The organism is Vulcanococcus limneticus LL, assembly GCF_002252705.1.
Taxonomy (GTDB): Bacteria; Cyanobacteriota; Cyanobacteriia; order PCC-6307; family Cyanobiaceae; genus Vulcanococcus; species Vulcanococcus limneticus.
Genome location: NZ_NQLA01000045.1, coordinates 1 through 22591, shown reverse-complemented (window position 1 = coordinate 22591; position 22591 = coordinate 1). Strand labels below are relative to the sequence as shown.

Sequence of the window (22591 nt, the reverse complement as noted above, 5' to 3'; positions counted from 1 at the left end):
TGAGCCAGACGGTGGCCCCGGGCTGGATCTGGCTGAGTGGCTTCGTGGGAGCCGGCCTCACCTTCGCGGGCGTCAGCGGCTTCTGCGGCATGGCCCGTCTGCTGGCCGCCATGCCCTGGAACCGGGTGACCCCATGATGCTGCTGTTGGTGGGGGGAACCCTCATCGGCTTTCTGCTGGCAGCCCTGGGTGCTGGGGGCTCAATCCTGTTGATGCCGTTGCTGGTGAGTGGGGCCGGCATGTCTGCCCAGGAGGCGGTGCCGATTTCGCTGCTGGTGGTGGCGCTGATGTCGATCGTCAATCTCGGGCCCTACGTCAGGCGCCACCAGGTGGCCCCCAGGGCTGCCTTGGTTCTCGGCATTCCCGCCCTCGCCGGCGCGTGGATCGGCGGCAGCCTGGTGAAGGCCGGCTGGGTCTCAGAAACCGCGCAACTCAGCATCTTTGCGGCGGCAGCCCTGGCCGCCGCCTGGTTCATGATCCGCCGTGACCTTCAAGAGCAACGCCCCCAGAGCAAAGCGGTCCAACCCCGCGAACCCGCCCCAGCGCTGGCCCTGGCGGGGGAAGGGGTGGTGCTGGGGCTGCTCACCGGTGTGGCCGGCGTTGGTGGAGGCTTTGCGCTTGTGCCCGCCCTGGTGTTGCTGGCGGGTCTGCCGATGCAGCTGGCCAGTGGCACCAGCCTGCTGCTGCTGTCTGTGAACAGCCTGGTGGCGCTGGTGGCCATCGGTCATTGGTCTGCCCATGGCTTCACCACCCTGCTGTGGCTTGTCGGCGGCGGGCTGATCGGCGCCATCGTGGGTCAGTGGTTGGCTCCCCGTAGCTCAGAACGGCTGCTGCGGCGCGGCTTTGCGGCCCTGGTGCTGGGCTCGGCCCTGCTCACCGGCTTCGAGGCCTGGCGCCGCCATGACCGTCCGCCCATCGTTCTCCGGACTGCCGCCAGCCGCCAGATCGTGCTCACAGCGTCCAGGGCGCCCTCCCCCGTCTCCTCTCCCTCCACCGCTTCCGTCGCGCCATGAATGAACGCAACTTCCAGTTCCGGTTGCACAGCAGCCACCCCGCTCCGGATCGCGCCACCAGTGACCTGGTCGTGGAGTTCCTCGGCGACTCCGGCGCATGGGAACCCCAGCAGCTCAGCCTCTCCATGCCGGGGTTCCGGATCTACCTGATCTCGCTGCTGCTCTGCCAGCACTTCTATCTGGTAGCCAATGCCAGGGAGAAGGCCATTCCGCTGCAGCAGGTGGAGGCCGACTTCCTCGTCACCACCAACAACGACTGGATCGTGGCCAGCGTTGAGGGTGTCTTCCGCATCCGCCTGGATGCCGCCGCCTCCGAGCCGGAACGGGGCCTCGCCGATGCCGACGCCATCGCCTACATGCAGGAACGCATGAAGCTCTGCCCCATCTCCCGCAACCTGCCCGATGGGGTGCGCAAGCGCATCGACCTCACCTCCCTGGGCTGAGCCATGAGTGAATCCTTCGATCTGATCGTTCTTGACGCCGGCTCTGGCGGCCTGGCTGCCGCCAAACGGGCTGCCTCCCATGGCACCCGGGTCGCCATCGTGGAGGGAGATCAGGTGGGATGCACCCGTGGCCCGCCATGTGCCGGGCACGGCCGTCACAGTGGCCGACCTGGCGGAACCGGCCCTGGCGGCGGCCCGCCAGCACGCTGCCGCCAATGGCGTGACCCTCTCAGTGGTGCGCTCCGACCTCTACGCCACCTTCGAACCCGCCAGTTTCGACGTGGTGACCGTGCACCCGCCGGCGGTGCCCTATCCCGCCGATGCCGACTGGGGCCTCACCCAAGGCATGCGCATCGCCACCAACGGCGGTGATGACGGCTCCGAGCTGGTGGTGCGCTCGATCGTGGAAGCCAGGCCCCTGCTGCGGCCAGGTGGCCGGCTGCTGCTGCTGCTGCCCCACTGGTCCCACCTCGGCAAGGCCCGGGCGGCCCTGGCGGCCACCTACGGCACGGTTCAGGAGCTGGCGCGGCTGGCGGTGGAGTTCTTCCCGGTGCGGGAGGGCAGGCCCGATGCCCACCTGCTGGCCCACGTGCAACGCCTCGCGACCGAAGGCAGCATCGAGATGAGCTTCGAGGGGACCGTGCCGCTCTCGGCGGTGTCAGTGGTGGAGGCCCGGATCGACTGAGACCCGCTCAGGCCTTCGGCAGGCTGGCGTAGAGCGCCTTGAACCGCGCCTGCTGAACCTTGTGGTTCACGATCGGGGCTGGGTAGCCGCGGCGCTCCAGCGGGGCGATCTCGCCGCTGAGCAGATCCCGGGTGGCCACGTGGCGCAGCTCCGGCAGCCAGGTGCGGATGTAGGTGGCGTCGGGGTCGAACTTGGCCGCCTGGGTGGCGGGGTTGAAGATGCGCAGCGGCTTGGGGTCCATGCCGCTGCTGGCGCTCCACTGCCAGCCGCCGTTGTTGGCCGCCAGATCTCCATCCACCAGCCGCGCCATGAAGGCGCTCTCGCCCCAGCGCCAGTCGCAGATCAGATCCTTCACCAGGTAGGAGGCCACCACCATGCGGCAGCGGTTGTGCATCCAGCCGCTGGCGTTGAGCTGGCGCATCGCCGCATCCACGAACGGCTGGCCGGTGAGCCCCTCGCACCAGGCCTCGTAGCGGCCCTGGTGGTTCTCCCAGGGGAAGTGCTTCCACTGGGGCCGATAGGGGCCCTCCGCCAGCTCGGGGAAGTGGAACAGGGCCTGCTGGTAGAACTCGCGCCAGGCCAGCTCCTGCTCCCACACCCCGATCGAAGCGAGGGCCTCGGCGCCCCTGCCCAGCTGTTCAGCGGTGGCGCGGGCCGTCTGGGCCGCCGCCCAGGCCTGACGGGGGCTGAGGGTGCCGAACTTGAGCGCGGCGCTCAGGGCGGAGGTGCCGGCTTCGGCGGGCAGGTTGCGGCCGGGCTCGTAGCCAAAGAGGGGGATGGCCAGACCACCGGGGGGCCGTCCCGCGGTGGCACCGAGCGGACCGGCCCCGGCCGCTGGGGCAACCGCAGCGCTCGCCCCATCGCAGAAGGCCCGCAGCTGGGCCAGCGCCACCGCTTCCCCCGGCCGGCAAGGGCACAGATCCGCGCCGGCAAAAGGTGGGCCGAAGGCCTCCATCTCCGGCAGGTCCTCCAGCAGGGGCAACTGGGTCCAGAGGGAGCGTCGGGGCTCGGGCAGGGCCTCCTGCTCCACGTCCACCAGGGCTGAAGGCGCCGCCACCGGCTCCAGCCCCCCCACCAGGGCCGGTCCGCCAGCTTCCGCCTTGCGCTCCACCTGGCCGCGCCAGTTGCGCAGAAACGGCCCGTAGACCCGGTAGGGATCGCCGGCGCCGGTGCGCAGGGCCTCGGGCGCCACCAGCAGCTGGTCCCAGTCCACCAGCACCCGCCGGCCGGCGGCCTGGAGGGCCGCCGCCACCTGGCGGTCGCGCTCGCGGCCGTAGGGCTCCACATCCCGGTTCCAGGCCACCACCTCGGCGCCGAGGGCCTCGGCCAGCCGAGGCAGCTCCAGGGCCGGCTCACCCCGCAGCAGCAGAAGCCGACTACCGGCCGCCCGCCAGCGCTCGGCCAGCTCCAGCAGGCTCTCGCGCAGGAACCACAGCCGGGCCGGGGCCAGATCCGGCGCTGCCAGCAAGGCCGGATCGAGCACGAACACCCCCGTCACGGCCGGGGTCGCGGCGGCGGCAGCGGCCAGGCCCAGGTTGTCGGCCAGGCGCAGGTCGCGCCGGTGCCAGAAAAGCCAGCGGGGTGGAGTCATGCAGTGCCGTGGCGACGGATCGGGGTTTGGCTCAGATCCCCAGCAACTGCTTGGCCCGCAGCCAGGCCGTCACGCTCTTGCCATCGAGGTATTCATCGCCGCTGGCCAGGGCCGCATCCAGCTCGGCGGGCTCGAGCAGCAGCACCTCCAGGTCCTCGTCGTCGTCGCCGGGGGGACGCTCGCTCAGCTCGGAGAGCTCCCGGGCCAGGAACAGGTGAATCACCTCGTCGGAGTAGCCGGGGCAGGGCAGCATCGCCCCGAGTGGATCCCAGCGGCTGGCGCTGTAGCCCGCCTCCTCCTGCAGCTCCCGCTGCATCGTGCTGAGGGGGTCCTCGCCCGGATCGAGGGTGCCGGCCGGGAACTCCAGCAGGCGGGCGGCCACCGCGAAGCGGTACTGGCGCAGCAGCACCACCCGGCCGTCATCGAGCACCGGCACCGCCAGGGAGGCTCCGGGGTGGCGAATGATGCCAAAGCTGCCCTCCACGCCCATCGGCAGCAGCACCCGGTTGACCTCGAAGCGCAGCTTGCGGGCGTCCAGGGCCGCGATGGTCTCCAGATGGCGCGCGGGCTCAGGGGCGGGCAGGGGCGCCATGGGGCGGGGGCGGCGAATGGGGCCAGCATGGCGCAGGCGGGCGGACGGCCCGCTCACTCCGGCCAGCCGGGGCAGCCGGGCAGGCGCAGCGGAGGGGCCTCGGGCAGCCGGGGCAGCAGCGCCGCAAGCAGGGCGCCACAGCTGGGGCCGGGATCGGGGCCATGGGGCGGAGCCGGTGCCGACGCCGTGGAGTCCGGCACCAGGGCGGGGCCGGGAAGCACCAGCGCCGGGTCCATGGCCGCCAGCGGCGCCAGCACGAAGCTCCGCTGCGCCAGCCGCGGATGGGGCAGCGTCAGTGTCGGCGTCTGCAGTTGCAACGAGCCCCACCAGAGCAGGTCGAGATCAAGGGTGCGGGGCCCCCAGTGCTCCAGCCGCCGCCGCCCGAAGCGCCGCTCCAACGCCAGGAGGTCCGCCAGCAGGGCCAGAGCCGCGGCGGGGTTGGGCGCCAGCGGGACAGCAGGCTCCACCAACAGCACCGCATTCAGATAGGGCGGCTGGCCCGGCGGGCCGCCCACCGGCTCCGTGCGGAACAGGGGCGACCAGCACAGCCGCCCAGGCGCCGGGTCGAGGCAGCGCTGCGCCAAGCCGACCAGCAGGGGCCGCACCGCCAGCAGCGTGGCGAGGGGGTCACCCAGGTTTGCCCCCAGGGCGATGGCCACGCCGGCAGGGCCGGGGCCGGCGCCACCCGGGCCGGGCGCTCCAGGCTGATCAGCGAGACTGGCGCTCACAGTGACGGGCCCGGGCCTCCCCATGGTTGCAAGCGGATCGGCGGCAAGCGGATCGGTCGCCGGCGGATCAGCCACCAGCGGATCCGCCTCCAGCTCCGCAGCGGCCCGGGCCTTCCCCCTGGCCGCCATCACCGGCCACGGCACCTTGAAGCTGGCGCTGCTGCTGGCAGCCGTGGATCCGGGCCTGGGCGGGGTGGTGATCGCCGGCGGCCGCGGCACCGGCAAATCCGTGCTGGCCCGTGGCCTGCACGCCCTGCTCCCCCCCATCGACGTGCTCGACCTGGGGAGCAGCGGCGCCCCTCTCAACGCCCTGAACATCGATCCCCAGCGCCCGGACGACTGGGACGCCGCCACCCGCGCCCGCCTCACCGACCTGGGGGCAGACCCCACGGGAGCCGATGCCCAGGCCCTGCTGCCCACCAAGGTGATCCCGGCGCCTTTCGTGCAGGTGCCCCTCGGCATCACCGAAGACAGGCTGGTGGGCTCGGTGGATGTGACGGCCTCCCTGGCCAGTGGCCAGGCGGTGTTCCAGCCGGGCCTGCTGGCCGAGGCGCACCGGGGCGTGCTCTACGTGGACGAGCTCAACCTGCTCGACGACAACATCACCAACCTGCTGCTGGCGGCGGTGGGCTCGGGCGACAACCGGATCGAGCGCGAGGGCCTGAGCCTCTCCCACCCCTGCCGCTGTCTGCTGATCGCCACCTACAACCCCGAGGAGGGGGCCGTGCGCGACCACTTGCTGGATCGCTTCGCCATTGCACTCAGCGCCAACCAGGTGCTGGAGCTGGATCAGCGGGTGGAGATCACCCGCTCGGCCATGGCCCAGGCCGAATCGAGCGAGGCGTTCCGTGTCAAATGGCAGGAGGAGACCGACGCCCTGGCCACCCAGCTGCTGCTGGCGCGCCAGTGGCTGCCCGATGTGAAGATCTCCCGCGAGCAGATCACCTACCTGGTGAACGAGGCCCTGCGGGGCGGCGTGGAGGGGCATCGCTCCGAGCTCTACGCCGTGCGGGTGGCCCGGGCCCATGCGGCCCTCTCCGGCCGCGACCAGGTGGAGGCCGACGACCTGCAGGTGGCCGTGCGCCTGGTGATCGCGCCGCGGGCCCTGCAGCTGCCGCCCCCCGATCCCGACCAGCCGATGGAGCCGCCGCCGCCGCCCCCGCCGCAGGGCGAGCAGGAGCCGGAGCAGCCCGAGCCGCCGGAAAACGAGCAGGACAACGAATCAGACGAAGACAACGAGCCCGAGCAGGAGGAGGACACCCCCGAGGACCAGGCACCCCCCTCGATCCCGGAGGAATTCCTGCTGGATCCGGAGGCCATCGCCATCGACCCCGATCTGCTGCTGTTCAACGCCGGCAAGGCCAAGAGCGGCGGCAGCGGCAGCCGGGCGGTGGTGTTCAGTGACTCCCGCGGCCGCTACGTGAAGCCGATGCTGCCTCGAGGCCCGGTGAAGCGGATCGCCGTGGATGCCACCCTGCGGGCCGCGGCCCCCTATCAGAAAACCCGCCGCGAACGGGAACCGCATCGCACCGTGATCGTCGAAGACGGCGACCTGCGGGCCAAGCAGCTGCAGCGCAAGGCCGGTGCCCTGGTGATCTTCCTGGTGGATGCCAGTGGATCCATGGCCCTCAACCGCATGCAGAGCGCCAAGGGGGCCGTGATCCGGCTGCTCACCGAGGCCTACGAAAACCGCGATGAGGTGGCCCTGATCCCCTTCCGCGGCGAGCAGGCCGAGGTGTTGCTGCCGCCCACCCGCTCGATCACCGCCGCGCGCCGGCGCCTCGAATCGATGCCCTGCGGCGGTGGCTCACCCCTGGCCCACGGCCTCTCCCAGGCCGCCCGGGTGGCGGCCAATGCCCTGGCCACCGGCGATCTGGGCCAGGTGGTGGTGGTGGCGATCACCGATGGCCGCGGCAATGTGCCCCTCAGCCGCTCGTTGGGGCAGCCCCAGCTGGAAGGCGAGGAGCCAGTGGACCTCAAGGAGGAGGTGAAGCAGGTGGCCAGCCGCTACCGGGCCCTGGGCATCAAGCTGTTGGTGATCGACACCGAGCGCAAGTTCATCGGCAGCGGCATGGGCAAGGACCTGGCTGAGGCCGCCGGCGGCAAGTACGTGCAGCTGCCCAAGGCCAGCGATCAGGCCATCGCCGCCATCGCCATGGAGGCGATCAGCGGGGTCTGACCGATCAGCGAGAGGTCCCTGACGCCGCCCGGTCCTTCGCAGCTCCGGTCTGGGCCGGATAGAGCTCCTCGAAGAACTTGCCGAGGCCCACGGCCACGCTGCGGATCCCATCCATGAACTGGGGATCGGCCGAGAGCTTGTTCACATCGCCCCCCACCGCCTCCCAGCGGGCCGTGAGCCTCTCGGCATTGCTGGCGGTGGCCTTGAGCTGGCCGATGGTCTGGGGGTTGTCGAAGGCGGCCACGATGCTTTTGAGGTGCTTCGTGGCCCGGGCCGCATCGGCAGTGGCGCGGTTGAGGTTGGCCAGGGTGGGATCGGCCTTCTTCACCGCCGAATTGAGCTCCTTCACCAGGCCCTGGCCGTCGCGAAGGAAGAGATCGGCCCGCTTGGAGGTGGCATCGAAGCTGCGCGTGGTCTCGGCCAGCTTCGGTACCAGCTTCTCCCGGTCCGCCTGATCCAGCAGCCGCTGCATCATCGCGGTCACGGTGGAGAGGGTGGCGGCGCTCTCCCCCGTCAGCTCACCACCGGCGCAGAGGATGGTCTTGGCATCACAGGCCGGGGAGCGGGGGCCGGGGGTTTCGGGCCCCGGGGCCGAGCCGGCCGTCAGCAGCGCCACCATGGCGTCGCCCCCCAGCAGCGAGGCCGCCTGCACCTCCGCCAGCACCGGGCGGGCCAGGCGCAGGTCGGGGTCCTGGATTTCCAGCTCGGCCAGCACCGCATCGGACTGGGCCTCCAGCCGCCGCACGGTGCCCACCACCACTCCCCGGTAGGTCACCGAAGAGCGCTCCGCCAGGCCGGCAGCATCGGGGAAGCGCACCTTCACGGTCCAGTTGCGGCCGGAGAGGTTGACGCCCTTGATCCAGAGCCAGATCCCGGCGGCGCCGGCCACCCCCGCCAGCAGGGTGAACCCCACGATCGCCTCTCGCACACTGCGGCGCATGGATCAAAGCTCCGCAGGCTGCATCGGGCCCTCAAGGCTACCCGTCCTGAACTGCTCGACATAGGCGTTGTCACTCACCTGGAATTCCTCCACCGTGCCCTGCCAGCGCAGCAGCCCGTCGTAGAGCAGCACCACCCGCTCGGCCGAGCGCAGGATCGTGCTCATCACGTGGCTCACCACCACCGAGGCGCCACCGGCCACCTCCGTGGCACGCACCATCAGGTCCTCGATGCGGGTGCAGGCCACCGGATCCAGGCCCGCGGTGGGCTCATCAAAGAGCAGCAGCGGTTGCAGGCCCGCGGGCTGGCTGGGATCCTCGATCAGGGCGCGGGCGAAGCTCACCCGCTTCTGCATGCCGCCGCTGAGTTCGCCGGGCAGCAGGTCCTCCACGCCGTAGAGCCCTACCGCCTCCAGGGCCCGGCTCACCCGCTCACGGATCTCGCGCTCCTGGAGCCGACCATGGCGGTAGAGCAGGAAGCCCACGTTCTCCTTCACGCTGAGGGAGGCCAGCAGGGCCGGGTTCTGGAACACCAGGCGCACATCCGGCGGATGGCGCTGGTCCAGGCGCAGGTAGGCCTGGGGAATGCCGTGGATGCGCAACTCGCCGGTCGTGGGCAGCATCAGGCCGGCCAGCACCCGCAGGATCGTCGATTTACCGGCGCCCGAGGGGCCCACCACCGCCAGCCGCTCGCCGGGGTCGAGCCGCAGATCCACCCCGTCGAGCACGGTGTTGCTGCCCCAGCGCACCGAGACCCCCCGCATCTCCAGCACCGGCACTGGAGCCGGCTGGGGAGCTGACGCGGACGCGCTGGGGCCTGGGGCCTGGATCAGGGGTGTCGCCGGGCCGTCAGACAACGGGGAGTCACCGGGGGGTGGGGCCATCTTGGCGGGTTCTCCGTACAGTTTCAGCAGTCCGATCGCGCGATGCGCCCGCCCCGTTCCAGTCGCCCGCCCCGCCGGCGCGGCCAACGGCCCGGCTGGGTTGGCCGGGGAGATCTGCGCCAGCAGGACCTGGTGAGCCGCTCGCGCCGGGCGGTGCGCTGGCTGCAACCCGGGCTGGTGGTGAAGCGCTGGATGCTCACCTCCGGCCTGGGTCTGCTGGTGGCGGTGCTCGGAGCCGCCATCTGGGCGGACCTGCAGCCGATCTACTGGACGCTTGAGTCGATCACCTGGCTGCTGCGCCACATCACCACCGTGCTGCCGCGGGCCTACACCGGGCCGCTGGTGCTGCTGGGGGGCGGAGCGATGATCTGGCTGGGCCAGAGCCGAAGCTTCGGCTCGATTCAGCAGGCCCTCGCCCCGGAGAAGGGCACGGTGCTGGTAGATGCCCTGGTGGCCCAGCGGCGCCTGAACCGGGGCCCTGCGATCGTGGCCATCGGCGGCGGCACCGGCCTCTCCACCCTGCTCTCGGGCCTGAAGCGCTACAGCAGCAACCTCACTGCGATCGTCACCGTGGCGGACGACGGCGGCAGCAGTGGCGTGCTGCGGCGCGAGCTGGGGGTGCAGCCCCCCGGCGACGTGCGCAACTGCCTGGCGGCCCTGGCCACTGAGGAGCCGCTGCTCACCCGCCTGTTCCAGTACCGCTTCCAGGCCGGCACGGGGCTGGAGGGCCACAGCTTCGGCAACCTGTTCCTCTCGGCCCTCACCGCCATCACCGGCAGCCTGGAATCGGCGATCACCGCCAGCAGCCGGGTACTGGCGGTCCAGGGCCAGGTGGTTCCAGCCACCAACGCCGATGTGCGCCTCTGGGCGGAGCTGGAGGACGGCACCCGCATTGAGGGGGAATCGACCATCGGCCATGCCCCCAGCCCGATCGTGCGGCTCGGCTGCACACCGGAGCGGCCACCGGCCCTGCCTCGGGCCCTGGAGGCGATTGCCCATGCCGATCTGATCGTGTTGGGCCCAGGCAGCCTCTACACCTCGCTGCTGCCCAACCTGCTGGTGCCCGAGCTGGTGGAGGCGATCGGGCGCAGCAAGGCACCGCGGCTCTACATCTGCAATCTGATGACCCAGCCCGGCGAGACCGATGGCCTGGACGTGACCGGGCACCTGCGGGCCCTGGAGGCCCAGCTGGCCAGCCTGGGCGTGGAGGAGAGGCTGTTCACCGCCGTGCTGGCCCAGGAGGATCTGGGCTCCGGCCCCCTGGTCGAGCACTACCGCCAGCGGGGCGCCGAGCCGGTGGCCTGCGACAGCCGCCAGCTGCGCAGCCAGGGCTACGAGGTGATGCTGGCGCCGCTGCAGGGGACCCGTCCCAGCGCCACCCTGCGCCACGACCCCAAGAGCGTGGCCTTGGCGGTGATGCGCTTCTACAAGCGCCACCGCAAGGCTCAGTAGGCGTCCTGCAGCTCGTAGAAGTCGGGCTGCACGTAGTCCTTGCGCAGTGGGTAGCCCTTCCAGTCCTCGGGCATCAGCAGTCGCTTGGGATGGGGGTGACCCTCGTAGCGGATGCCGTACATGTCGAAGGTCTCGCGCTCCTGCCAATCGGCACCGCGGAAGAGACCGTAGAGGCTGGGAATCAGCAGCTCGCCATCGCGGGGCAGGAACACCTTCAGGCGCACCTCCTCGGGCCTGGCCTCGGCGGGAATGGCGTGACTGGTGCCGGCCGGCTCATGGGCCTCCGCCACCTGATCGGCCAGGGCGGCGAGCTTCACCAAGTGGTAGAAGCTCACCAGCTGGCCTCCGGGGCCCTCGTCGTAGCCGCCCTGGCACTGCAGGTAGTCGAAGCCAGTGGCCCTGAGGGCCGCCGCGATCACCGGCAGGAAGGCGGGCTCCACACCGATCACTTCCACGCCGAGGTGGTCGGGCTCGAGGGAGTGGTGGTCGAAGCCCTGGCTGCGCAGCCACTGACTCACGGGGCCGGACTGGGGGGTGGTGAGGGCGGGGGCGGCCTGATCAGCAGGCTGCTCGCCAGGATTGGGGATCGCTTCTGGCATCGGCTTGGCCTCAGGCGTCGGGGGTGGCAGGAATGGCGGCGGGCTGGGCCACCTCAGGCCTGCCCGTGGCCGTAGCGCCCACGGGCAGGCCCGCGGCGGCGGCCAGGGCGGCCTGCTGGGTCTCGGCCCGGAGGTAGCGACCGTCCACGATGGGAGTCACGGCCTTGAGCTGGTGGGGGATCGTGAGGTAGCGGTGGGTGGGCAGCAGGTTGCCGCGCTCGGCGAGGGACTCGTTGCCCACCTTCTTGCGCAGCTTGATCACCGCATCGAAGATCGCCTCGGGCCGCGGCGGGCAGCCGGGCAGGTAGAGGTCCACCGGGATCAGCTTGTCCACGCCCCGCACGGCGGTGGTGGAGTCGGCCGAGAACATGCCACCGGTGATCGTGCAGGCGCCCATGGCGATCACGTACTTGGGCTCAGGCATCTGCTCATAGAGCCGCACCAGGGCCGGGCCCATCTTCATGGTCACGGTGCCGGCCACGATCAGCAGGTCGGCCTGGCGCGGGCTGGAGCGCGGCACCAGGCCGAAGCGGTCGAAGTCGAAGCGGGAGCCGATCAGGGCGGCGAACTCGATGAAGCAGCAGGCGGTGCCGTAGAGCAGCGGCCAGAGGCTGGAGAGCCTCGCCCAGTTGTGCAGGTCATCCAGGCTGGTGAGGATGACGTTCTCCGAGAGGTCGCTGGTGACCGTGGGGGCACCCACCGGGTTGCAGCTGGCGGAGCGGAGATCCCGAAGCGCCCCGATCGAGAGGGCCTCGGCCATGCCGGCGCTTGCACCGGCTGCGGAAGGGGAGGAGGTCATGGGGGCGGGGCGACGGGATGGCGGCGGGATGGCAGCGGATCAGGGGTGGATCAGCGGCGGATCAGCTCCACTCGAGGGCGCCCTTGCGCCAGGCGTAGGCCAGGGCCACCAGCAGGATGGAGATGAACACCAGCGCCTCAATGAAGGCCAGCAGCCCCAGGCGGTGGAAGGCCACGGCCCAGGGATAGAGGAACACGGTCTCCACGTCGAAGATCACGAAGACCAGCGCAAACATGTAGTAGCGGATGTTGAACTGGATCCAGGCACCGCCGATGGGCTCCATGCCCGATTCGTAGGTGAGGTCCCGTTCGCCGCTGCGCGACGTGGGCGACAACAGCTTGTTGGTGACCAGCGCCAGCACGGGCACGGCCGCCGCGATCAGCAGGAAGCCGAGAAAGGCGTCGTAGCCGGAGAGAACGAACACGGGCGCAGGCAGCCCAACCGCTGCGCAGTCTGGCATCCATGGCCTGGAAGCTGGGGCGGTGGCCAGGCCTGCCTGACGCCGGCCCCCGCCTGCGGAGCGCCGACTGAAGCCGCTGCCTAGAGTTCATCCCTTCGATGCGGGTACGGGTGACGGAGGAGAACGCAGAGCTCAGGACGACCGAGGCCAGTGCGGCAGAGGCGAGCCCGGAAGAGGTCATCCCGGTGCCAGCGCCGGCAGCGGAGCCCGAGCCCCCTGCCCCCGGCAGCGACCCCGACACCCATCGCTTCGAGTGCCGCAGCTGCGGCTTCGTCTACGACCCGGGCGAGGGGATCGCCAAGCTCGCCATCGCGCCCGGCACTCCCTTCAGCGCACTGGATGTGGCCAGCTTCCGCTGCCCGGTGTGCCGCAGCAAGGTGGCCGCCTTCCGCGACATCGGCCCCCGCAACAAGCCCAGCGGCTTCGAAGAGAATCTGGGTTACGGCCTCGGCGTGAACCAGCTCACGCCCGGCCAGAAGAACGTGCTGATCTTCGGCGGCTTCGCCCTGGCGTTCGCCTTCTTCCTCTCGCTCTACTCGCTGCGCTGAGCCCAGCCCGTCCCGCTCCCGCCCGCTTCCCGCACTCCGCCGTGAAACGCCTTCTCTCCAGCCTCAGCCGCAGCCTGTTCACCCTGACGCTCTGTGGGGTCCTGGCCCTGGGCCTGGGCGGCTGCGTCAGCACCGGCCTGCCGGTGGCGGCCAGCAGCCCCTGGCAGCCGGTGGACATCCACACCAAATCCAACCCCCTGGACCTGGCCTTCAGCGACAGCCGCCACGGCTTCCTGGTGGGCAGCAACCGTTTGATCCTCGAGACCAGCGACGGCGGCGCCAGCTGGCAGGAGCGGGCCCTGGAGCTGCCGGCGGAGGAGAACTTCCGCCTGATCAGCATCGATTTCAGCGGCGATGAGGGCTGGATCGCCGGCCAGCCCGGCCTGCTGCTGCACAGCACGGACGCCGGCCAGAGCTGGAGCCGCCTGTTCCTCGACACCAAACTGCCTGGCGAGCCCTACCTGATCACGGCCCAGGGCCGCAACCGGGCCGAGCTGGCCACCAACGTGGGCGCCATCTACCGCACCGACGACGGCGGCACCAGCTGGCAGGCCGAGGTGAGCGACGCCGCCGGCGCCGTGCGTGACCTGCGGCGCGGTCCCGATGGCCAGTACGTGAGCGTGAGCAGCCTGGGCAACTTCTTCGCCACCTGGAACCCCGGGGAGGCGGTCTGGACCCCGCACCAGCGCGTCAGCAGCCAGCGGGTCCAGGCCATGGGCTTCCAGCCCGGTGGCGAGCTGTGGATGGTGACCCGCGGCGCCCAGCTTCGCTTCAACCCCGACGCCGCCAACCCCGAGGACTGGAGCAAGCCCGTGATCCCGATCACCAACGGCTTCGGCTACCTCGACCTGGCCTGGGATCCCAGCGGCCAGCTCTGGACGGGCGGCGGCAGCGGCACCCTGCTGGTGAGCGCCGATGGCGGCAAGAGCTGGCAGAAGGACCCGGTGGGGGCCCAGCAGCCCACCAACTTCAGCCGCATCGCCTTCAGCCCCGATGGCAAGGGCTTCGTGCTGGGGGAGCGGGGCTCCCTGCTGCGCTGGGTGGGCTGAGCACAACGGGCAGCGGGATCGCCAACCCCCCGCCGCTGCTCCCGCCGGCCCCGGCCGCGCCCAACTGCGTCCCTGTGTAACCAAGCCGCCGCAGCGATCCCGGCGGCCCCCATCCGGCCCTTAGGATCCACAAGCTGAACGCTTGCTGCCATGGCTGCCGGCTCTACTGGGGAACGTCCGTTCTTCGAAATCATCACGAGCATCCGTTACTGGGTGATTCATGCCGTGACCCTGCCGGCGATCTTCCTGGCGGGTTTCCTGTTTGTGTCCACGGGTCTCGCCTACGACGCCTTTGGCACCCCCCGTCCTGACGCCTATTTCCAGGCCCAGGACACCAAGGCGCCCGTCGTTAGCCAGCGCTACGACGCCAAGAGCAGCCTCGATCTGCGCCTGAAATAAGCCATGACCCAGTCCTCCGTCTCCACCACGCCCCGCAACTACCCGATCTTCACGGTTCGGTGGTTGTCGTTGCATGCGCTGGGCATCCCCACGGTGTTCTTCCTGGGTGCCCTGGCCGCCATGCAGTTCGTCCGCCGCTGAGGTCCACACCGGACCCATCACCGCCATGCAACGCACCCCCAATCCGAACAACCTTCCGGTTGAACTGAACCGCACCAGCCTCTATCTCGGCCTGCTGTTTGTGTTCGTCATCGGCGTGCTGTTCACCAGCTACTTCTTCAACTGATCGGGAGCCTTCACGATGAGCGGCAAGAAATCCAACCTTCCTGACGGCCGGATCCCCGATCGTCTCCCCGATGGACGCCCGGCCGTGGCCTGGCGTAACCGCTGGACCGAGGGCGTCCTGCCCCTGTGGCTGGTCGCCACCGCCGGCGGTATGGCTGTGATCTTTGTAGTGGGCCTGTTCTTCTATGGCGCCTACGTGGGCGTGGGTTCTGCCTGATCTCCACCAGGGGAACCACCTTCTCAGCCAGCGGGTCCACGTAGGGCCCGCTTTTTTCGTGCCAGCAGCTCAGCAGCCGTAGAACTGCCGATACCAGCGGGCAAAGCGCTCCACGCCAAGCTCGATCAGGGTGGAGGGCCTGAATCCCACCCAGGCCTCCAGGGCCACCGTGTCGGCGGCGGTCGCCGGCACATCGCCCGGCTGCATCGGCTGGAAGTCCTTGAGGGCCTCGCGGCCCAGGGCCTCCTCCAGCACGGCGATGAAGCGCAGCAGCTCGGTGGGCTGGGCATTGCCGATGTTGAACAGCCGGTGGGGCACCGCGGCCGTGGCCGGATTGGGGTGCAGCGGATCGAAGTGGAGATCGGCGCTGGCGGGCTTGTCCAGGCAGCGGATCACGCCCTCCACAATGTCGTCGATGTAGGTGAAATCGCGTTGCATGCGGCCGTGGTTGAACACCCGGATCGGTTCGCCGGCCAGGATCGCCCGGGCAAACAGCATCGGCGCCATGTCGGGGCGGCCCCAGGGGCCGTAGACGGTGAAGAAGCGCAGGCCAGTGGCCGGCAGGCCGTAGAGGTGGCTGTAGGTGTGGGCCATCAGCTCATTGGCCTTCTTGGTGGCTGCATAGAGGCTCACCGGATGGTTCACGGCGTGCTGCTCGGAAAAGGGCATCTGCCGGTTGCCGCCGTACACCGAGCTGCTGGAGGCATACACCAAGTGCTCCACGCCGTGGTGGCGGCAGCCCTCGAGGATGTGCCCGAAGCCCACCAGGTTGCTCTGCACGTAGGCCGCGGGATTCTCCAGCGAATAGCGAACCCCGGCCTGGGCCGCCAGATGCACCACGGCCCGGGGCCGCTCGACCGCGAACAGCTCCGCCAGGGCCTCACCGTCCTCCACCGCCAGCTGGTGGAAACTCCAGGGTCCGGCGGCGGATGCCGCGGCAGCTCCCGCTCCATCGGCCCACGCCGGCAGCTCCGCTTCGATCAGGGCAAGGCGGGCTCGCTTGAGTGAAGGGTCGTAGTAGCTGTTGAGGTTGTCGAGGCCGATCACGCGCTCACCGCGCGCCAGCAACCGGCGGGCCACGGCGGCGCCGATGAAGCCCGCAGCGCCGGTGACGAGGATCGGGCCAGAGCTGGCGGACATGGGCGCAGGCAGGGGGGGGATGCTCAGGGATCGAGCCGGGACCGGAAGTCGGCGATGGTGGCCTCCAGGCCCTGCTCCAGGGGGATGCGGGGCTCCCAGCCGAGCTGCTGGCGGGCCAGATCGATCACGGGCTGGCGCTGCAGGGGATCATCCTGGGGCAGGGGCTTCTGCACCAACGGCAGGGCCGGGGCGATGCGCGCCTTCACCATCTCCGCCAGCTGGCGGATCGTGAACTCGCCGGGATTACCCAGGTTGATCGGGCCCGGATGGTCGCCATTCATCAGCCGGATCAGCCCCTCCACCAGATCATCCACATAGCAGAAGGAGCGGGTCTGGGAGCCGTCGCCGTAGAGGGTGAGCGGCTCGCCGCGCAGGGCCTGCACGATGAAGTTGCTCACAACGCGGCCATCATCGGGCAACATGCGCGGGCCGTAGGTGTTGAAGATTCGGGCGATGCGGATCTCCACGCCGTGCATGCGCTGGTAATCGAAACAGAGCGTTTCGGCCACCCGCTTGCCCTCGTCGTAGCAGGCACGAATGCCGTGGGTGTTGACGTTGCCGCGATAGCTCTCGGGCTGGGGATGCACCTCCGGATCACCATACACTTCGCTGGTGCTGGCCAGCAGCAGCCGCGCACCCACCCGGCGGGCCAGGCCGAGCATGTTGTAGGTGCCGAGGAAACTGGTCTTGGCCGTCTTGATCGGGTTGTGCTGGTAGTGCACAGGCGAGGCCGGGCAGGCCAGGTGCCAGATGCGGTCGACCTCCAGGCGGATCGGATCGGTTACGTCGTGGCGGATCAGCTCGAAGTTGGGGTGGCCGAACCAGCGGGCGATGTTGGCCTTGCGGCCGGTGAAGTAGTTGTCGAGGCAGATCACCTCCTCGCCCGCCTCCATCAGCCGATCCACCAGGTGGGAGCCCACGAAGCCGGCGCCGCCGGTCACGAGATTGCGGGTGATGGTGGGCACGGTGGGGCTGGGGTGAAGAGGGCTGACTCGGAGTTCAGGATTGCAGATCTGGTTGCCTACAGGCTGCGAATCTTGCCGATCGGGTGAAGAAGCGATCCCACCGCCCGCGGGCCGGGTCGATGGCGGTCCAAGCCAAAGGCAGACGTGGCGACGGCAGGGCTGTCCTATCGCGAGATCGACAGCTTTCGAGCCGACAATCGGTTGAGCTTGGGGCGGAGTGTGCATGGTCTGCACATGCGCTCCCGGCACAGGTCAGCCCTCGCCGACACGCCAGAGCTGCAAGCCGGCAGCCCGAACGGCCGCGGCATCGGCCACGGCCCGGGCATCGAACACCCAGGCGGGCTGCCGCATCCCGGCGGCCAGGGCCTGCCAGTCGAGCTGGGCGAACTCACCCCACTCGGTGAGGATCAGGGCCGCATCGGCCGCCGCCCCGGCCTCGAAGGCCGAGGACGCCGCGCGCCAGCTCCCCTCGCCGCTGAGAGCCTGGCGTTCGCTGGCCTCGGCGGGCAGCTCGGCTTGCCCCAGGTCCCGGGCGATCTGGGCGGCGCACACCTTCGGGTCGTAGATCGCCAGCTGGGCCCCCTCCTCCAGCAAGTCGCGGCAGATGCGGATCGCCGGGGCCTCGCGGGTGTCGTTGGTATCGGCCTTGAAGGCGAAGCCGAGCACGGCCAGACGCTTGCCGGTAACCGTGCCGAAAAGGCGCCGCACCACCAGCCTGGCGATGCGGTGCTGCTGCCAGCTATTGAGATCCACCACGCTCTGCCAGTAGGCGGCCACCTCGTGCAGGCCGTAATGGCCGCAGAGGTACACCAGGTTGAGGATGTCCTTCTGGAAACAGCTGCCCCCGAAGCCCGGACCAGCCTTGAGGAACTTGGGGCCGATACGGGAGTCGGTGCCGATCGCCCTGGCCACCTCCTGCACGTCGGCACCGGTGGCCTCGCAGAAGGCGGCGATGCTGTTGATCGAGGAGATCCGCTGGGCCAGAAAGGCGTTGGCGGTGAGCTTGGAGAGCTCACTGCTCCAGAGGTTGGTGCGCAGGATCTGCTCGGGGGCCACCCAGTGGGCATAGATGTCGGCCAGGGCCTCGATCGCGACAGGATCCTCGCCGCCGATCAGCACGCGATCGGGATTCTCCAGATCGGCGATGGCCGTCCCCTCGGCCAGGAACTCCGGGTTGGAGAGCACGGAGAAGCTCTTGCCCGGGGTGGAGCCATCCCCCGGGGCACCCTCCCCCTGGGCCGCCGTCAGGATCGCCTGCACGGTCTCGGCGGTGCGCACCGGCAGGGTGCTCTTTTCCACCACGATCGTGTGGCCCTGGGAGCAGGCGGCCACCTGGCGGGCGGAGGCCTCGATCCAGCGCAGGTCGCTGGCCTGGCCAGCCCCCACGCCCTTGGTCTTGGTGGGGGTGTTCACGGAGAGAAACACCAGATCGGCCGCCGCGATCGCCGGCTCCACCGCGGTGCTGAAGTGCAGATTCCGGCCCCGGCAGCGGCCCACCACTGCATCGAGCCCCGGCTCGTACACCGGCAGCCGGGAGAGGTCCGGGTCGTTCCAGGCGGCGATGCGCTCGGCGTTGAGGTCCACCACCGTCACCTGGATCTCCGGACAGCGATCGGCGATCACCGCCATCGTCGGACCGCCCACATAGCCCGCACCGATGCAGCAGATGGTGCGAACCGGGGAGGGGTGAGACAAGGGCCGAGGCTGCTGGGCTGGGCCGGACCCTAAGCGAACCGCTCGCGCAGCTCCAGCAGGCTGAGCCGCTCCTCCGCCTGCCCCGCGGCCGCGTGCTCCACGTCCGCCTGGCCCACCGGGATCGAGCCCCCAGGAATCTGGCCCGCCGGAAGCCGCAGCCGCTTGAGGATCACCTGGCCCTGCTCCGCCTCGCCATCCCCGATCACCAGGGCCCAGGGGGCGCCGGAGCGATCGGCTCGCTTGAGCTGCTTGCCGAAGGCGGCGCCACTGAGATCAAGCTCCACCGCGCGCCCGGCCAGCCGCAGCTCCCGGGCCAGCCGCAGCGCCAGGGGTTCGGCCGCCGTGCCCCGGCTCACCACATAGAGGTCGGGCGCGGGCGCCGAGCGCTGGGAGTCGAGCTGCTCCAGCAGCAGCACCAGCCGCTCCATGCCCAGGGCCCAGCCGATGGCGGAGGTGGCGGGTCCGCCCAGCTGCTCCACCAGGCCGTCGTAGCGGCCGCCCCCGCAGACGGTGGCCTGGGCGCCCAGCTGGCTGGAGGTGATCTCGAAGGCCGTGTGGCTGTAGTAGTCGAGGCCCCGCACCAGGCGCGGGTTGAGCTGGAACGGGATCCCCAGCGCCTCCAGACCCGCCTGCACGGCCGCGAAGCGCTCGCGGCTCCCAGGGGCCAGGGCGCCGGCCAGGGTGGGGGCACCGGCGAGCAGCGCCTGCGTCTCGGGATTCTTGGAGTCGAGGATGCGCAGGGGATTGGTGGCCAGCCGCGCCTGGGAATCGGAATCGAGCTGGTCGCGGCGGACCTCCAGCCAGGCCACCAGTTCACTGCGGTAGCGGGCCCGGTCGTCGCTGCTGCCGAGGGAGTTGAGCTCCAGGGCCAGGCCGCCCACCCCCAGCTCGGCCAGCAGGTCCCAGGCCACGGCTATGGCCTCCACATCACTGCGGGGATCGGCGAAGCCCAGGAACTCCAGGCCGATCTGGTGGAACTGGCGCTGGCGGCCCGCCTGGGGTCGCTCGTAGCGGAACATCGGTCCGCCGTACCAGAGCCGCTGGGGGCCCTGGCTGAGCAGGCCGTGCTGGATCGCCGCCCGCACCACCGAGGCCGTGCCCTCCGGCCGCAGGGTGCAACGGCGCTCCCCCTTGTCGAGGAAGGAGTACATCTCCTTGCCCACCACGTCGGTGGCCTCGCCGATGCCGCGGGCGAACAGCTCTGTGACCTCCAGCAGCGGCGTACGGATCTCGGCAACACCGGCGCGGCGGAAGTGCTCGCGGGCCGTGGCCTCAAGCCGCTGCCAGAGGGGGGTGTGGGCGGGCAGCAGATCCACCATGCCCCGCAGGCTCTGCAGTTTCTCCACCGGGCGCTCGTCGACCTCTGATTGGGCCATCTTCCGCGATGGGGGGCGGACCCCGCCCAGGATCGGCCCGGTTGAATGGCGGAAACGCCAGCACCCGCGTGGGTCCCCAGCGCCAGGCCAGCCCACCACCCCGCCAGCTGCTGGTGCTGGCCGGCGGCGGCCACAGTCACGCGCTGGTGCTGCGGATGTGGGCGATGCAGCCGGCGCTGCGGCCGGAGCGCACCCTGATCACCCTTGTGAGCCGCCACAGCACGGCCCTGTATTCCGGCATGGTGCCGGGCCTGGTGGCGGGCCTCTACAACCGGGAGGCCTGCGCCATCGACCTGCGCCGCCTCTGCGCCTGGGCGGGGGTGACCTTCGTGCGGGCCGAGATCACAGGGGTGCGGGCCCAGGAGCGCGAGCTGCTGCTGGCGGGCCGGCCGGCCCTGCGCTTCGACCGACTCAGCCTGGATGTGGGGGCGGTGACGGCCGTGGGGGAGAGGGCCTCTGGGGCAGAGGTGGCCAGGGCTCCGGCGGGGGCCGGTGGAGCAGGGGACAGCCCGGAGGCCTGGGACCTGCCGATGCCGGTGAAACCCCTGGAGTCCTTCCTGGCCTGGAGCGAGGCCCGCGGCGGCGACGCCCCCCTGCGCATCCGTGGCGGCGGCGCCGCGGCCGTGGAGCTGGCCCTGGCCTTCCGGGCCCGGGGCCTCCCTGCCCGGCTGCTGTTGCGGGGGCGGGACTTGCACCTGGGATCCAGCGCCGCCAACCGGGCCGGGGAGCGCCTGCTGGCCGAGGCGGGCATCCCGGTGGAGCGGAGCGTCAGCCCCGACGCTCCAGCCGATCTGGCCTGCACAGGCAGTCGGGCACCGACCTGGCTGGCGGCCAGCGGTCTGCCGGTGGATCCCGGCAGCGGGCGGGTGCTCACCGAGGCCAGCCTGGCCGTGCTCGGCCAGCCCGCCCTGTTTGCGGCGGGCGACTGCGGCCAGATCGCCGCGGCACCACGGCCGCCCTCGGGGGTGTGGGCCGTTCGGGCAGCGCCACTGCTGGCCCGCAACCTGAGGCGCAGCCTGGAGCAGCCGCAGCGACCGCTGGAGGCCTGGCGCCCCCAGGCCCGGGCCCTGCAACTGCTGGGCGACGGGGGTTGGCGGGGCCGGGACTCCCGCGCCCTGGCCCTCTGGGGCCCGCTGGCCCTGGGGCCGAGCAGCTGGTTGTGGCGCTGGAAGCACCGGATCGATCGGCAGTTCATGGCCCGATTCCAGGCACGGGCGCCGATGGGGGCCTCCGGCGCCGACGCTGCGGGTGCCATCGCCTGCCGAGGCTGTGGCGCCAAGCTGGCCGCCAGTCCCCTGGCCGGAGCCCTCGCCCGGCTGGCCGGTGAGGAGCCCGGTGCCGGCGGCGTGAGCCCAGCGGCCGAGGACGCCGCCCTGGTGACGACCACCGCCGATGGCGAGCCGCTGCTGCAGAGCGTCGATGGGTTCCCGGCCCTGGTGGACGACCCCTGGCTGAATGGCCGCCTCACCGCCCTGCACGCCTGCAGCGACCTCTGGGCCAGCGGCGCCAGGGTGACCAGCGCCCAGGCACTTGTCACGGTGCCGGAAGCCGCTCCGGCGGTGCAGGAGGAGCTGTTGCTTCAGACCCTGGCGGGGGTACGGTCGGTGCTGGATCCCCTGGGGGCCCGGCTGATCGGCGGCCACACCCTGGAGGCGCGCGATGGAGCCGGCCTGGTCCTGGGGCTCACGGTGAACGGCCTGGTGCCCACTGATCAGCCCTGGCCCAAGGGGCCGCTGCAGCCCGGTGACGTGCTGCTGCTGACCAGGCCGATCGGCAGCGGGGTACTGTTCGCCGCCGCCATGGCGGGGGCAGCCCGGCCCGAGTGGGTGGACGCGGCTCTGGAGGTGATGCAGCGGAGCCAGGCGCCGCTCGTGGCGCTGCTGTCCGCCCACGGCTGCCGGGCCTGCACCGACATCACGGGCTTCGGGCTGCTGGGCCACCTCGGGGAGATGCTGGGCGGCCCGAACCCGGTGGCGGGCCGGGCCGGGTCTGGGCCTGCTCCCGCCGCCCAGGTCGAGCTGGCCGCCACCGCCATCCCGGCCCTGGCCGGAGCCCTGGAGCTGCTGGCCCAGGGACTGGCCAGCAGCTTGGCCCCCGCCAACGCGGCGGCCCTGGCGCTGCTGGAGCCCGAGGGCCCGATCCGCCTGGTGGGCCCGGCCAACGCCGCACGGCGGGCGCTGCTGGTGGATCCCCAGACCTGCGGCCCGCTGCTGGCGGCCCTGCCACAGCAGCAAGCGCCAGCCGCCCTCGCGGCAGTGCGGGACGCTGGCTTTGCGGAGGCGGCCGTGATCGGGCGGGTGCTGGCGGGCTGAGCTGGGGCACCCCTGGAACGCCACGGCCCCAGGAGAAACCAGGGGCCGACCGCAAGCAGCAGGCCCACGCCTAGGAGGCTGCTGAAAAACCAACCGATCCGCGGGAGAATGGCCCAACGGCACTGAACGGATGCGCGGCCAGCAGCAGCGGACCGGTCCCCTGTTCTCCTACGTCTCCACCGAGGAGCGGATCCCCAGGGCCCATCCCCTGCGGCAGGTGCGGCGGCTGGCGGATCAGGCGTT

25 protein-coding genes and 2 pseudogenes are annotated in these 22591 nt (G+C 71.0%); 15 read left to right on the top strand and 12 right to left on the bottom strand.

All coding sequences use genetic code 11. From position 1 onward, the window contains the following. The 5 genes and pseudogenes from CJZ98_RS14110 to CJZ98_RS14095 form a co-directional block, all read left to right on the top strand. Nucleotides 1–137: YgaP family membrane protein (locus CJZ98_RS14110; protein WP_157911010.1), on the top strand; the 137-nt coding region annotated here is incomplete at its 5' end. Then, the gene (locus tag CJZ98_RS14105) at nt 134–1012 is read left to right on the top strand and encodes a sulfite exporter TauE/SafE family protein (RefSeq protein WP_094591767.1); all 879 of its coding nucleotides are present in this window, start codon (nt 134–136) and stop codon (nt 1010–1012) included. The genes CJZ98_RS14110 and CJZ98_RS14105, both read left to right, overlap by 4 nt. Beyond that, nucleotides 1009–1455, top strand: coding sequence for a hypothetical protein (locus CJZ98_RS14100; RefSeq protein ID WP_094591766.1), 447 nt, complete (start codon nt 1009–1011; stop codon nt 1453–1455). Before CJZ98_RS14105 ends, CJZ98_RS14100 begins: the two co-directional genes overlap by 4 nt. 3 nt (nt 1456–1458) lie before the next feature. After that, a pseudogene (locus tag CJZ98_RS19465) lies at nt 1459–1581 on the top strand (FAD-binding protein); the annotation flags it as partial. A 1-nt stretch (nt 1582) separates the two neighbouring features. Continuing rightward, nucleotides 1583–2140 (top strand): methyltransferase, encoded by a 558-nt coding sequence (locus tag CJZ98_RS14095; protein ID WP_198537820.1) that lies wholly within the window; start codon nt 1583–1585, stop codon nt 2138–2140. Between the two features lie 7 nt (nt 2141–2147). On the opposite strand, the gene CJZ98_RS14090 is transcribed toward CJZ98_RS14095, so the two are convergent. Genes CJZ98_RS14090 through folK form a run of 3 tightly spaced genes read right to left on the bottom strand, consistent with a single transcriptional unit; the run spans nt 2148 to nt 4982 of the window. Beyond that, nucleotides 2148–3731 (bottom strand): FAD-binding domain-containing protein, encoded by a 1584-nt coding sequence (locus CJZ98_RS14090; RefSeq protein WP_094591764.1) that lies wholly within the window; start codon nt 3729–3731, stop codon nt 2148–2150. A gap of 31 nt (nt 3732–3762) precedes the next feature. Beyond that, on the bottom strand, nt 3763–4323 hold the full coding sequence (locus CJZ98_RS14085; protein ID WP_094591763.1) for an NUDIX domain-containing protein: 561 nt from the start codon (nt 4321–4323) through the stop codon (nt 3763–3765). Between the two features lie 53 nt (nt 4324–4376). Then, nucleotides 4377–4982, bottom strand: coding sequence for a 2-amino-4-hydroxy-6-hydroxymethyldihydropteridine diphosphokinase (gene folK / locus CJZ98_RS19140; RefSeq protein WP_315861404.1), 606 nt, complete (start codon nt 4980–4982; stop codon nt 4377–4379). A gap of 91 nt (nt 4983–5073) precedes the next feature. Between folK and bchD the strand changes: the two genes are divergently transcribed. Then, nucleotides 5074–7230, top strand: coding sequence for a magnesium chelatase ATPase subunit D (bchD, locus tag CJZ98_RS14075; protein WP_094591771.1), 2157 nt, complete (start codon nt 5074–5076; stop codon nt 7228–7230). 4 nt (nt 7231–7234) lie between these two features. Here the strand turns inward: bchD and CJZ98_RS14070 are convergent, their stop codons facing one another. Together CJZ98_RS14070 and CJZ98_RS14065 are read right to left on the bottom strand one after the other, a co-directional pair. Continuing rightward, on the bottom strand, nt 7235–8170 hold the full coding sequence (locus tag CJZ98_RS14070) for an MlaD family protein (RefSeq protein ID WP_094591761.1): 936 nt from the start codon (nt 8168–8170) through the stop codon (nt 7235–7237). Between the two features lie 3 nt (nt 8171–8173). Then, the gene (locus CJZ98_RS14065) at nt 8174–8932 is read right to left on the bottom strand and encodes an ABC transporter ATP-binding protein (RefSeq protein ID WP_232756486.1); all 759 of its coding nucleotides are present in this window, start codon (nt 8930–8932) and stop codon (nt 8174–8176) included. A 162-nt stretch (nt 8933–9094) separates the two neighbouring features. Between CJZ98_RS14065 and CJZ98_RS14060 the strand changes: the two genes are divergently transcribed. Then, nucleotides 9095–10504 carry a gluconeogenesis factor YvcK family protein gene (locus CJZ98_RS14060; RefSeq protein ID WP_094591759.1) on the top strand — a complete coding sequence of 470 codons (1410 nt, stop codon included), beginning with the start codon at nt 9095–9097 and terminating at the stop codon, nt 10502–10504. On the opposite strand, the gene CJZ98_RS14055 is transcribed toward CJZ98_RS14060, so the two are convergent. The 3 genes from CJZ98_RS14055 to CJZ98_RS14045 all read right to left on the bottom strand — a co-directional run bounded on the left by CJZ98_RS14055 (nt 10498) and on the right by CJZ98_RS14045 (nt 12326). Then, nucleotides 10498–11103, bottom strand: coding sequence for an NAD(P)H-quinone oxidoreductase subunit J (locus CJZ98_RS14055; protein ID WP_094591758.1), 606 nt, complete (start codon nt 11101–11103; stop codon nt 10498–10500). The genes CJZ98_RS14060 and CJZ98_RS14055 overlap by 7 nt on opposite strands. A gap of 10 nt (nt 11104–11113) precedes the next feature. After that, nucleotides 11114–11863: an NADH-quinone oxidoreductase subunit NuoB gene (gene nuoB / locus CJZ98_RS14050; protein WP_094591757.1), complete on the bottom strand. Its 750-nt coding sequence runs from the start codon at nt 11861–11863 to the stop codon at nt 11114–11116. Nucleotides 11864–11963: 100 nt separating this feature from the next. Further along, complete coding sequence (locus CJZ98_RS14045) at nt 11964–12326, bottom strand: NAD(P)H-quinone oxidoreductase subunit 3 (protein WP_094591756.1); 363 nt, start codon at nt 12324–12326, stop codon at nt 11964–11966. Between the two features lie 134 nt (nt 12327–12460). On the opposite strand from CJZ98_RS14045, the gene CJZ98_RS14040 reads away from it, so the two are divergent. The 6 genes from CJZ98_RS14040 (at nt 12461) to CJZ98_RS14015 (ending at nt 14860) form a co-directional block, all read left to right on the top strand. Continuing rightward, nucleotides 12461–12910, top strand: a complete 450-nt coding sequence (locus tag CJZ98_RS14040; RefSeq protein WP_232756485.1) for a rubredoxin — start codon at nt 12461–12463, stop codon at nt 12908–12910. Nucleotides 12911–12951: 41 nt separating this feature from the next. Further along, on the top strand, nt 12952–13959 hold the full coding sequence (locus tag CJZ98_RS14035) for a photosynthesis system II assembly factor Ycf48 (RefSeq protein ID WP_198537818.1): 1008 nt from the start codon (nt 12952–12954) through the stop codon (nt 13957–13959). A 150-nt stretch (nt 13960–14109) separates the two neighbouring features. Next, a complete protein-coding gene (psbE, locus tag CJZ98_RS14030) occupies nt 14110–14358 on the top strand; it encodes a cytochrome b559 subunit alpha (protein WP_094591755.1) in 249 nt (82 codons plus the stop codon). Between the two features lie 3 nt (nt 14359–14361). Beyond that, nucleotides 14362–14499 (top strand): cytochrome b559 subunit beta, encoded by a 138-nt coding sequence (gene psbF / locus CJZ98_RS14025; protein WP_094591754.1) that lies wholly within the window; start codon nt 14362–14364, stop codon nt 14497–14499. Nucleotides 14500–14524: 25 nt separating this feature from the next. Then, nucleotides 14525–14644: a photosystem II reaction center protein L gene (locus CJZ98_RS14020; protein ID WP_094591753.1), complete on the top strand. Its 120-nt coding sequence runs from the start codon at nt 14525–14527 to the stop codon at nt 14642–14644. A gap of 15 nt (nt 14645–14659) precedes the next feature. After that, the gene (locus CJZ98_RS14015; RefSeq protein ID WP_094591752.1) at nt 14660–14860 is read left to right on the top strand and encodes a photosystem II reaction center protein J; all 201 of its coding nucleotides are present in this window, start codon (nt 14660–14662) and stop codon (nt 14858–14860) included. Nucleotides 14861–14929: 69 nt separating this feature from the next. Here CJZ98_RS14015 and CJZ98_RS14010 read toward each other — a convergent pair whose 3' ends face one another. From CJZ98_RS14010 to hisS, 4 genes are all read right to left on the bottom strand, one after another. Then, nucleotides 14930–16000 carry an NAD-dependent epimerase gene (locus CJZ98_RS14010; protein WP_094591751.1) on the bottom strand — a complete coding sequence of 357 codons (1071 nt, stop codon included), beginning with the start codon at nt 15998–16000 and terminating at the stop codon, nt 14930–14932. 23 nt (nt 16001–16023) lie between these two features. Next, nucleotides 16024–16965, bottom strand: coding sequence for a UDP-glucuronic acid decarboxylase family protein (locus CJZ98_RS14005; protein ID WP_094591750.1), 942 nt, complete (start codon nt 16963–16965; stop codon nt 16024–16026). Between the two features lie 252 nt (nt 16966–17217). Further along, on the bottom strand, nt 17218–18660 hold the full coding sequence (locus CJZ98_RS14000) for a nucleotide sugar dehydrogenase (RefSeq protein ID WP_094591749.1): 1443 nt from the start codon (nt 18658–18660) through the stop codon (nt 17218–17220). A gap of 29 nt (nt 18661–18689) precedes the next feature. Beyond that, nucleotides 18690–20006, bottom strand: coding sequence for a histidine--tRNA ligase (gene hisS / locus CJZ98_RS13995; RefSeq protein ID WP_094591768.1), 1317 nt, complete (start codon nt 20004–20006; stop codon nt 18690–18692). A gap of 185 nt (nt 20007–20191) precedes the next feature. Here hisS and selD point away from each other — a divergent pair, with 185 nt between their 5' ends. Continuing rightward, nucleotides 20192–22348 (top strand): selenide, water dikinase SelD, encoded by a 2157-nt coding sequence (selD, locus tag CJZ98_RS13990; RefSeq protein WP_390625533.1) that lies wholly within the window; start codon nt 20192–20194, stop codon nt 22346–22348. Nucleotides 22349–22478: 130 nt separating this feature from the next. Beyond that, nucleotides 22479–22591 (top strand): annotated as a pseudogene (locus CJZ98_RS13985) (IS5/IS1182 family transposase); the annotation flags it as partial.

What these genes read in the sequence shown, in the direction of transcription:
- CJZ98_RS14105 (WP_094591767.1), top strand. Translation starts at nt 134, where the DNA reads ATGATGCTGCTGTTGGTGGGGGGAACCCTCATCGGCTTTCTGCTGGCA.
- CJZ98_RS14100 (WP_094591766.1), top strand. Translation starts at nt 1,009, where the DNA reads ATGAATGAACGCAACTTCCAGTTCCGGTTGCACAGCAGCCACCCCGCT.
- CJZ98_RS14090 (WP_094591764.1), bottom strand. Translation starts at nt 3,731, where the DNA reads ATGACTCCACCCCGCTGGCTTTTCTGGCACCGGCGCGACCTGCGCCTG.
- CJZ98_RS14085 (WP_094591763.1), bottom strand. Translation starts at nt 4,323, where the DNA reads ATGGCGCCCCTGCCCGCCCCTGAGCCCGCGCGCCATCTGGAGACCATC.
- bchD (WP_094591771.1), top strand. Translation starts at nt 5,074, where the DNA reads ATGGTTGCAAGCGGATCGGCGGCAAGCGGATCGGTCGCCGGCGGATCA.
- CJZ98_RS14070 (WP_094591761.1), bottom strand. Translation starts at nt 8,170, where the DNA reads ATGCGCCGCAGTGTGCGAGAGGCGATCGTGGGGTTCACCCTGCTGGCG.
- CJZ98_RS14065 (WP_232756486.1), bottom strand. Translation starts at nt 8,932, where the DNA reads ATGCGGGGGGTCTCGGTGCGCTGGGGCAGCAACACCGTGCTCGACGGG.
- CJZ98_RS14060 (WP_094591759.1), top strand. Translation starts at nt 9,095, where the DNA reads ATGCGCCCGCCCCGTTCCAGTCGCCCGCCCCGCCGGCGCGGCCAACGG.
- CJZ98_RS14055 (WP_094591758.1), bottom strand. Translation starts at nt 11,103, where the DNA reads ATGCCAGAAGCGATCCCCAATCCTGGCGAGCAGCCTGCTGATCAGGCC.
- nuoB (WP_094591757.1), bottom strand. Translation starts at nt 11,863, where the DNA reads ATGGCCGAGGCCCTCTCGATCGGGGCGCTTCGGGATCTCCGCTCCGCC.
- CJZ98_RS14040 (WP_232756485.1), top strand. Translation starts at nt 12,461, where the DNA reads ATGCGGGTACGGGTGACGGAGGAGAACGCAGAGCTCAGGACGACCGAG.
- psbE (WP_094591755.1), top strand. Translation starts at nt 14,110, where the DNA reads ATGGCTGCCGGCTCTACTGGGGAACGTCCGTTCTTCGAAATCATCACG.
- psbF (WP_094591754.1), top strand. Translation starts at nt 14,362, where the DNA reads ATGACCCAGTCCTCCGTCTCCACCACGCCCCGCAACTACCCGATCTTC.
- CJZ98_RS14020 (WP_094591753.1), top strand. Translation starts at nt 14,525, where the DNA reads ATGCAACGCACCCCCAATCCGAACAACCTTCCGGTTGAACTGAACCGC.
- CJZ98_RS14015 (WP_094591752.1), top strand. Translation starts at nt 14,660, where the DNA reads ATGAGCGGCAAGAAATCCAACCTTCCTGACGGCCGGATCCCCGATCGT.
- CJZ98_RS14010 (WP_094591751.1), bottom strand. Translation starts at nt 16,000, where the DNA reads ATGTCCGCCAGCTCTGGCCCGATCCTCGTCACCGGCGCTGCGGGCTTC.
- selD (WP_390625533.1), top strand. Translation starts at nt 20,192, where the DNA reads ATGTGGGCGATGCAGCCGGCGCTGCGGCCGGAGCGCACCCTGATCACC.